Genomic DNA, 8,268 nt, shown 5'->3' with positions numbered 1-8,268 from the left:
GCAGAGTGCCTCGTCAATCAGTTCCCCGAGCCCGCGTGGGTGCCCAGCTCGAACAATCCGCAATGCTTCATCGGCTATCGGTGCCGCGACAGCTCCGATGAATTCTAAGGCATAGTTCTCGGAACGACGCGGCGAGCGCCCGATCAAGAGAGGAGCCGCACGCGGAAAGGGAGAGGACCGTAATGGCGTAAATTTCCAAGAAGGTACCAGAGGAGATCGTCATGAGGCTGATATCACTTGTCGCTGCGATTCCAATTTTGATTCTACCAACGGRCGCCGCCCTCGCTGTCGATGCATGCAACATCGCGGGCCAGCCGGCCATCTTCGGCGCCAACAACACCGAGGCATTTGACGTCAAGGTGGGGCAAGGATGCATGCATGGCATGCGTGTTCGCGGCACGCTTGCCAATTCTCAGATCAGTCAGAAGGCTCAACACGGGACGGTTCGACTGACGGACAAGGACACATGGGTCTACGAGCCATCCGCCGGATATCGAGGGCCCGATACTTTCGCAATTACCACCACCGGGAAGAGTATCGATGAAAAGCCCGGAACATCGGTGATCACCTTCAAAGTGAACGTCAACTGACGCGGATTGTAAGCAGCCGCACGTCCTGACGCCGAAAGCCCACGCTCGACGTCAGGACAAAGTGAACATTCCTCATAGAGAACTCCAAACCCTTCTTAACGCGCGTTAAAGGAAACCGAACATGGTGGATCCGCTCTCGCCTTCCGGGATCAGTCGTCGTGTGATGTTGTCGATGCTAGCGACGCTCCCAGCCGTGTCCGGACCTTTTCGTCCCCTTGCAGCATCCGCGCAAGCTTCGGCTGCTCCATTGCCATCCTGGAACGACGGCGCGGCGAAACGAGCGATATTCGACTTTGTGCGTGCCACGACGGACAGGTCGAGCGGGAGCTACATTCCTMCCGAGGAGCGCATCGCGACATTCGATCAGGACGGCACGCTTTGGGTCGAGCATCCGATGTATTCGCAGGTGGTCTACAGTCTCGAACGTGTTCCGGCGGTCGTGGCGAAACGACCCGAACTCAAGAATGTCGAACCCTTCAAGACCGTCCTATCCGGAAATCGAGAAGCAATGGCGAAGCTTTCGCTAAAGGATCTCGAGAAGATACTCGCGGCGACGCTGACCGGCATGACGGTCGACGAATTCAACGCCGAGGCCACGAAGTGGCTCGAAACGGCTCGGCATCCACGTTGGAACCGCCCCTACACCGAACTCGTGTATCAGCCGATGCTGGAGGTTCTGGGTCATCTGCGCGACAATGGATTCAAGCCTTACATCGTGACCGGAGGCGGCCAGGACTTCGTTCGCGTCTATTCCCAAAGGGTTTACGGCATCCCCCCGGAACAGGTGATCGGTACTGCGGGCGGCACGAAATTTGCGTACGCCAAGAACGGCAAGCCGTTCCTGACCAAGGAACCGAAACTTCTTCTCAACGACAACAATGCCGGCAAGCCCGAGGGCATTCACCTGATGATAGGCCGCCGACCAAGCGCTGCCTTCGGCAATTCCGGCGGCGACCGGCAAATGTTGGAATGGACCGGAGCAGGATCCGGCGCGCGGCTGGCGATGATGGTTCTGCACGACGATTCTGCCCGCGAATACGCCTACGGCCCAGCCACCGGTCTCCCCGACAGCAAGGTCGGGACCTTCACGCCCGCGCTCTATGACGAGGCGAAGAAAAACGGTTGGACGATCATCAGCATGAAAAATGATTGGAACCGCATCTTTCCTTTCCAATAATGTTGAGGTGTAATCTCTGTTCAGCGTGTTAAGCCATTTCGCTGCCGGCCCTGCTGGCACGGTGGGCGAACCGCAGGAGGTTCGCTTGAATTGGCTCGCTCGCTTTACGCTCGTTTACGTCGTCTGCATCATCGGCCTCGTCGCGCGCGCCTCGCCGGCTGTCGCGCAGGATGCGGACTTGGCCAAAAAACTCAGCAATCCGGTTGCAGATCTCATCAGCGTTCCGTTCCAGTTCAACTACGATGGTCGGATCGGCCCTGACGATAAGGGCGGGCGCGGAACGCTGAACATCCAGCCCGTCATTCCTATCACCATCAATTCCGAGTGGAACGTCATCTCGCGAACGATCCTCCCCATCATCACGCAATGGGATATCGTGCCCGGCTCCGGGCGTCAGTTCGGGCTTTCCGATACGACGCAAAGCCTGTTCTTTTCTCCGCGTGCGCCCGGGCCGAGCGGTGTCATCTGGGGCATCGGCCCCGTTTTCCACCTCCCAACGGCAACGGATGATCTGCTCGGCGACGGCAGATGGGGTGCAGGTCCTACGGCGGTTGTGCTTAAACAGGATGGGCCGTGGACAATCGGAGCCCTTGCGAACCACGTCTGGTCGGTCGGGGGAGCGACCCGAAGCGGAACCGGTCCGGTCAACACGACCTTCTTGCAGCCATTCATTTCCTACACGACCGCCGACGCATGGACCTTCACGCTCAACAGCGAGTCGTCCTATGACTGGGCGAACAACAAACTGACCGTTCCAATCAATGCGATCGTCGCCAAACTCATTAAGGTGGAGCGGCAGCCCATCAGCCTTTTCGTCGGCGCACGCTATTACGCCCTCTCGCCTGAAGCAGGACCGAAAGGCTTCGGACTGCGGGCGGGTATGACGTTCCTGTTTCCGAAGTAGCGCGTCGGCTCCGCAGAACGGACACCGTTCGCCCCGTTGGAGGCTGGATGCCGCGTCGTCGAATGAGACTGCGTCTCCCGTGACGCTGTGTCGGAACGTCGTTCCGACACAGCAAATACCCACGAGGGTCGCAGCCTATCCAATCAAACCGAGCGGTCTGAACGGATCCATTTCCCGGCACGAGATTTGAACCGTGAGCCGCCATCGCAGGATGCGTTGAATTACCGAGGAGCTTGCAGCCGTTCTTGAATCATCCGGTTCAAGCCTCCGCGAATCCGATCAAAATCCAATCCCTCCTTTAAGGAGTTTTTGGTTTTGATGTCGTCCATCATGCTTTCCAGAATGTTCGCGGGATTGAAGCTCGGCGGGAATGAACGTGGTGGGAACGCCTTGAACGTCTCTACGAACTGAAAGACTTCGTCCATCATCCCGTATGCCCCTCCAACGTGGTTGAGCTGCCAGTCCCAGAAGGTGTTGGACGTTATGTCGGCGCGTTCGAACGGATCCTGCATCAGATTGAATATTTTCTGAAGACGGAGTGTCGTGAAGGGTTCGGCCCACACGCCCATCGTGCCCTCCTTGCGTTGCTCGGAGAATACGAACTTGTAGTCGCCCTGCCGCATGCCTACGAGAAGGCCATCGTCATCGGAGTAGAAGAACTTGTCGCGGGCGCTCTTCGCGCCATTGTTGTTCGCAGCGCTCCCGTTCACCGTTTTCAAGAACGTGGACTGGTCATAGCCGTCCAAGTGGACCTTATAATTGATGCCGTTGGCCACATAGCCGGCTTTCAGCTTGTTGACGACGTCAGGTTCGCCAGCCACGGCACAGAACGTCGGAATCCAGTCATTATGGCTCATGATCTGGTTGGTGACGGTACCGGCTTGAACAGCTCCTGGCCACCGAACCAGACAAGGGACGCGGAAGGCACCTTCCCAGTTGGTGTTTTTCTCACTGCGGAACCAGGTCATGGCTCCATCCGGCCAAGTGTTCATGTGGGGGCCGTTGTCGCTTGAATAGACGACGATCGTGTTGTTCGCGATACCCATCTCGTCGAGGGCTTTGAGCAGGTTGCCCACGGTATCGTCGTGCTCCATCATTCCATCGATGTATTCGCTGTCGCCGTGCTTGTAGCGGCCCCTATGCTCTCCGCGAACGTGCGTACGCAAATGCATGCGCGTACTGTTGAACCACACGAAAAACGGCTTACCCGCCGTTTGTTGCCGCTTCATATAATCAATGGCCGCGGCCGACGTCTCGTCGTCAATCGTCTCCATCCGTTTCTTGGTCAGAGCACCAGTGTCTTCGATCGTCTGCTTGCCGATCTTCCCGAAGCGCGGGTCGATCGTAGGATCGTCAATGTCGGTCGCCTTGCATTTGAGCACGCCCCGCGGCCCGAACTTCGCTTTGTAGGCCGGGTCCTTAGGATAGTCCGGAAGCTCCGGTTCCTCTTCCGCATTGAGATGATACAGATTGCCGAAAAACTCGTCGAACCCATTCACGGTCGGCAGTGACTCATTTCGGTCACCGACGTGATTCTTTCCGAACTGTCCCGTCGCGTAGCCGAGATTTTTTAGGAGACCGCCGACTGAAGGGTCCAGTTGACTCATGYCCATCGGCGCCCCGGGAAAGCCTACCTTTGTGAGGCCGGTGCGAATGCCATGTTGGCCAGTGAGAAATGCGGCGCGGCCCGCCGTGCACGACTGCTCGCCGTAATAGTGCTGAAACTTGATGCCTTCGCGACCGATGCGATCGATGTTCGGTGTCTCATAACCCATGAGGCCGTTGGAATAGGCGCTGATGTTGGCGATGCCGACATCATCGCCCCAGATGACGAGGATATTCGGTCTTCCGCCAGCGCCTGTCGGAGCGGGCGCGGACGGTGTGGTCTGCGCTTGCGCCACGGCCGTAGAACTGAAGGCGACGGCCGCCGCCATCAATCCGGTACTGCCCATCAAAACTTTTCGCCGGTCGATGCTCGTCTGAGATGCAGAGTGCTTTGGCGTTTTCTCTTGGCTCACGATGTACCTCTATGCGTGTTGGATGGGCGATACCGGGCAGTGACTTTCCTGGACTTCGACTTCGACGTCGACTTCGACGTCGACTTGGAACTCGGATTTTGGAACTCGGATTTTGGAACTTGGAACTTGGACTTGGTGGGCGCACGCGCACACTCGCGGTCCCGAAGACAATTGCCACGTCGGACGTTGGCGCCTTCGCTCTTGGGGTACCGAAATGTTTTTCAAATTTGCGAGCCCTCACGCCGCGGGTCAACCCATAAATGAATTCGCGACCGCTTAGAGCAATAGAGAGCGCCCGAGTTCTTTGACGAGGTAGGCTAATCACACACTCGAGAAATCAACGCGTGTATTGTTGGTGGGCCAAGCATGCACACAGTCTGTATACGCATCGCGGCGCCCTCACGAATCCCTTACGACGATCCAGGACATCGCGCTCGCTCATCGAGCAACGATCGAAATACCTGGACGCCTCGCTGACGGGCCACCCGCTGAAAGACGTGGAAGAGCGTTCGATGCCCGCCATTCGGGGGCCGATGTGAGGCTGGCAGCGGCCGCAATTCGGAAGCGCTTGCCGGAAGGAAAGAAGGAAGTCGGCAAACCGGTCTGCAAACTGCGSATTCCGTTCCAGCCGGAAGCGAGTACCGCGTTCGCCAGTTTCGTTGCAAAACAAGGGAGAGAAGATGGTGGGCGCACAAGGGCTCGAACCWWGGACCCGCTGATTAAGAGTCAGCTGCTCTACCAACTGAGCTATGCGCCCATCTTCTTGTAAGTGCCTGTGAAAAGACACTTTATCACGATCAGCAGTTTGGTTTCCGCTGACGAGGCCGTGCGTGTAACAAACCCCGCGCCCCCTGTCTAGCCTGAGACGCGGATTTTTCGGCTGTCAGGCTGCTGATTTCGGCTTCGCGCGATGGTACGCGCCGTCGCCCTTTGCCAGGACTCGGTCGTCCGGTTGAACGTCTCCGGGTTCAATGTCCTCCAGCGCCTCGAGTTCCGCCCAAAGAGGGATCAGACGATCGAGGTCGAGGGACGGCCAGGCCTCGATGCTGTCGAGGACAAAATAGGTTTCCTGGAAATCGTCGATTCGATAGCGCGTGCGCATCACGCGCGCCAAATCGAATGCAACGCGGTTCGGCGATGCGCTTTCCAACGCGAACAGGGTCTCCGAAGGCGAGGATGCGATGCCGGCCCCGACGATCCGCAGGCCGTCGGCTGTCCGCGCCAAGCCGAACTCGACCGTGTACCAGTAGAGCCGCGCCAGACGCTTCAGGGCCCCTTTTTGCGCCGCGATAAGACCCGCCTTGCCATAGGCCTCCAGGTAATCGGCGTAGATGGGCTGCATGATCAAGGGCACGTGCCCGAAGACGTCGTGGAAGATGTCCGGCTCTTCGATGTAGTCGATCTGCTCGGGCTTTCGGATCCAGAACCCGGCCGGGAACTTTCTGTCCGCAAGGAGCCGGAAGAACGCCAGGTCGGGGATCAGCCCCGGTACCGCCACCACCTCCCAGCCCGTGGCCGCCTTCAGGCGCTGGTTCATGACGCGGAAGTCGGGAATGCCCTCCTCGCCGATGCCAAGCCGATCCAGCCCTTCGAGGAATTGGTCGGCGACCCTGCCCTTCAGGATTTCGCGCTGGCGGCGCGCCAGCGTTCGCCAAGTCTCGTGATCCGTCTCGCCGTAGTTCTCGTAACCCTGGGCGACCAGATAATCGCGCGGATCGTCGCTTGGTTTGACCTCACTCATGGCGGTTCCCTCCGTGTGGTGGAGAATATCCCCCGCGACTTGTCGCAAACCAGATCTTTGCCCATCCGGATCTCATCCGACAAAGTTGAGAGCGTCCAACCCTCTGGCTGACGCCATCATCTCACATAGCGCTTTCATGCAAAAGGGACGCTCAAAAAGGGGCCAAAAGAGACGCGCAAGAGGGGCGTGGCTCTCCGGGCGAGGCAGATGGGCTTTCTAGGTTCGTGCTGTCGACGGTCAAGCCGCGGAGGAGCTTGCCGGTGCACGACCCGACGGCTTGACGCTAGATCGCTTCAGATGGACGTGGCTCGCACGTCCATCTGGGTTTCGTATCCAACTTGCGCTCACTCAGCCGCGTGAGCGTGCACGCGGGCGCCGCGGGCCACGAGTTTGTTCAACGCGCCGAGATAGGCCTGCGCCGAAGCGACGAGCGTATCGGGATCGGCGGCGCGGGAGGTGACGCTGCGTCCGTCCGCGGTGAGCCTGACGGACACTTCCGCCTGCGCGTCCGTCCCCTCGGTGACCGCGTGCACCTGATAGAGCTCCAGCACGGCCTCGTGCGGTACCAACGCCTTGATGGCGTTGAACGTCGCATCGACGGGTCCGTTGCCTTCTTGCTCTTCGGTGACGACACGACCGTCGACGTCGAGCTTCATGGTGGCGCGTTGCGGACCGCGCGTTCCCGCGACGATGGACAGGGAGACCAGCTTGATGCGGTCGTTGGCGGTGGCGAGATTCTGATCGACGAGCGCCTCGATATCCTCGTCGTAGACGTCCTTCTTGCGATCAGCCAGTTCCTTGAAGCGCCCGAAGACGTCTTCGAGTTGGTTCGCGCCCAATTCGTAGCCGAGTTCCTTCAGCTTGTTGCGGAAGGCGGCGCGTCCGGAATGCTTGCCCATCACCAACGAGGTCTTCGATACGCCCACCGAGTCCGGCGTCATGATCTCGTAGGTCTGTGCGTGCTTGAGCATGCCGTCCTGGTGAATGYCGCTTTCGTGCGCGAAGGCGTTCCGCCCGACGATGGCCTTGTTGTATTGGACCGGGAAGGACGTCGCGGCCGCCACCAGCTTCGATGCGCGCGTCAGCATGGTCGAGTCGATGCCCGTCTCGTAGGGCAGCACGTCGCCGCGGGTGCGGATCGCCATCACGAGTTCTTCAAGGGCGGCATTGCCGGCGCGTTCGCCGATGCCGTTCATCGTGCATTCGATCTGACGTGCGCCGCCTTCGACCGCGGCCAGCGAATTGGCGACGGCGAGACCGAGATCGTTGTGACAATGGGCGGAGAAGATCGCCTTGTCCGCGTTCGGGACGCGCTCGCGCACCGCCTTGAACATGGCGCGATATTCATCCGGCACGGCGTATCCGACCGTGTCGGGAAGATTGATCGTGGTCGCTCCAGCCTTGATCGCCACTTCGACGCAACGGCAGAGGTAGTCGATTGGCGTCCGCGTCGCGTCCATGCCCGACCATTCCACGTCCTCGACGAGGTTGCGCGCCTGCGCGACCGTCGCTGTGATGATCTCGAGCACGTCCGCTTCCGACTTGCGCATCTGATGTTCCAGATGGATGGGCGACGTGGAGACGAAGGTGTGAATGCGCGAGCGCGCGGCGTGGCGAACGGCCTCCCCTGCCCGCGCGATATCGACGGGAATGGCGCGCGCCAGCCCGGCGACGACAGCATTCTTCACCCGTTGAGCGATCATAGAGACCGCCTCGAAATCACCGTTCGAAGCAATCGGGAAACCGGCTTCGATGATGTCGACGCCCATGGCGTCGAGCAATTCGGCGACTTCGAGTTTCTCTTCCAGCGTCATGGTCGCGCCGGGGCATTGTTCGCC

6 protein-coding genes and 1 tRNA gene are annotated in these 8,268 nt (G+C 59.4%); 3 read left to right on the top strand and 4 right to left on the bottom strand.

From position 1 onward, the window contains the following. The first annotated feature begins 221 nt into the window (after nt 1-221). The 3 genes from AC1DT3_RS07235 (at nt 222) to AC1DT3_RS07225 (ending at nt 2,671) form a co-directional block, all read left to right on the top strand. Nucleotides 222-590, top strand: coding sequence for an Ig-like domain-containing protein (locus tag AC1DT3_RS07235; protein WP_477464578.1), 369 nt, complete (start codon nt 222-224; stop codon nt 588-590). A 121-nt stretch (nt 591-711) separates the two neighbouring features. After that, nucleotides 712-1,767 carry an HAD family hydrolase gene (locus AC1DT3_RS07230; RefSeq protein WP_477464577.1) on the top strand — a complete coding sequence of 352 codons (1,056 nt, stop codon included), beginning with the start codon at nt 712-714 and terminating at the stop codon, nt 1,765-1,767. An 85-nt stretch (nt 1,768-1,852) separates the two neighbouring features. Then, nucleotides 1,853-2,671: a transporter gene (locus tag AC1DT3_RS07225; RefSeq protein ID WP_477464576.1), complete on the top strand. Its 819-nt coding sequence runs from the start codon at nt 1,853-1,855 to the stop codon at nt 2,669-2,671. A 221-nt stretch (nt 2,672-2,892) separates the two neighbouring features. On the opposite strand, the gene AC1DT3_RS07220 is transcribed toward AC1DT3_RS07225, so the two are convergent. From AC1DT3_RS07220 to AC1DT3_RS07205, 4 genes are all read right to left on the bottom strand, one after another. Further along, nucleotides 2,893-4,623: an arylsulfatase gene (locus tag AC1DT3_RS07220; RefSeq protein ID WP_477464575.1), complete on the bottom strand. Its 1,731-nt coding sequence runs from the start codon at nt 4,621-4,623 to the stop codon at nt 2,893-2,895. 747 nt (nt 4,624-5,370) lie between these two features. Further along, a tRNA-Lys gene (locus AC1DT3_RS07215) sits at nt 5,371-5,446 on the bottom strand. 126 nt (nt 5,447-5,572) lie between these two features. Continuing rightward, the gene (gene phhA / locus AC1DT3_RS07210) at nt 5,573-6,430 is read right to left on the bottom strand and encodes a phenylalanine 4-monooxygenase (RefSeq protein ID WP_477464574.1); all 858 of its coding nucleotides are present in this window, start codon (nt 6,428-6,430) and stop codon (nt 5,573-5,575) included. Nucleotides 6,431-6,774: 344 nt separating this feature from the next. After that, the coding region (locus AC1DT3_RS07205; protein ID WP_477464573.1) for a 2-isopropylmalate synthase at nt 6,775-8,268 on the bottom strand (1,494 nt) is incomplete at its 5' end.

It is taken from the genome of Microvirga sp. P4_G7 (genome assembly GCF_056401005.1).
The sequence above is the reverse complement of the archived record's forward strand: the minus strand, read 5'-3'. Positions and strand labels throughout refer to the sequence as shown.

Coding starts and splice junctions, on each gene's coding strand:
- phhA (WP_477464574.1), bottom strand. CDS start 6,430: ATGAGTGAGGTCAAACCAAGCGACGATCCGCGCGATTATCTGGTCGCC.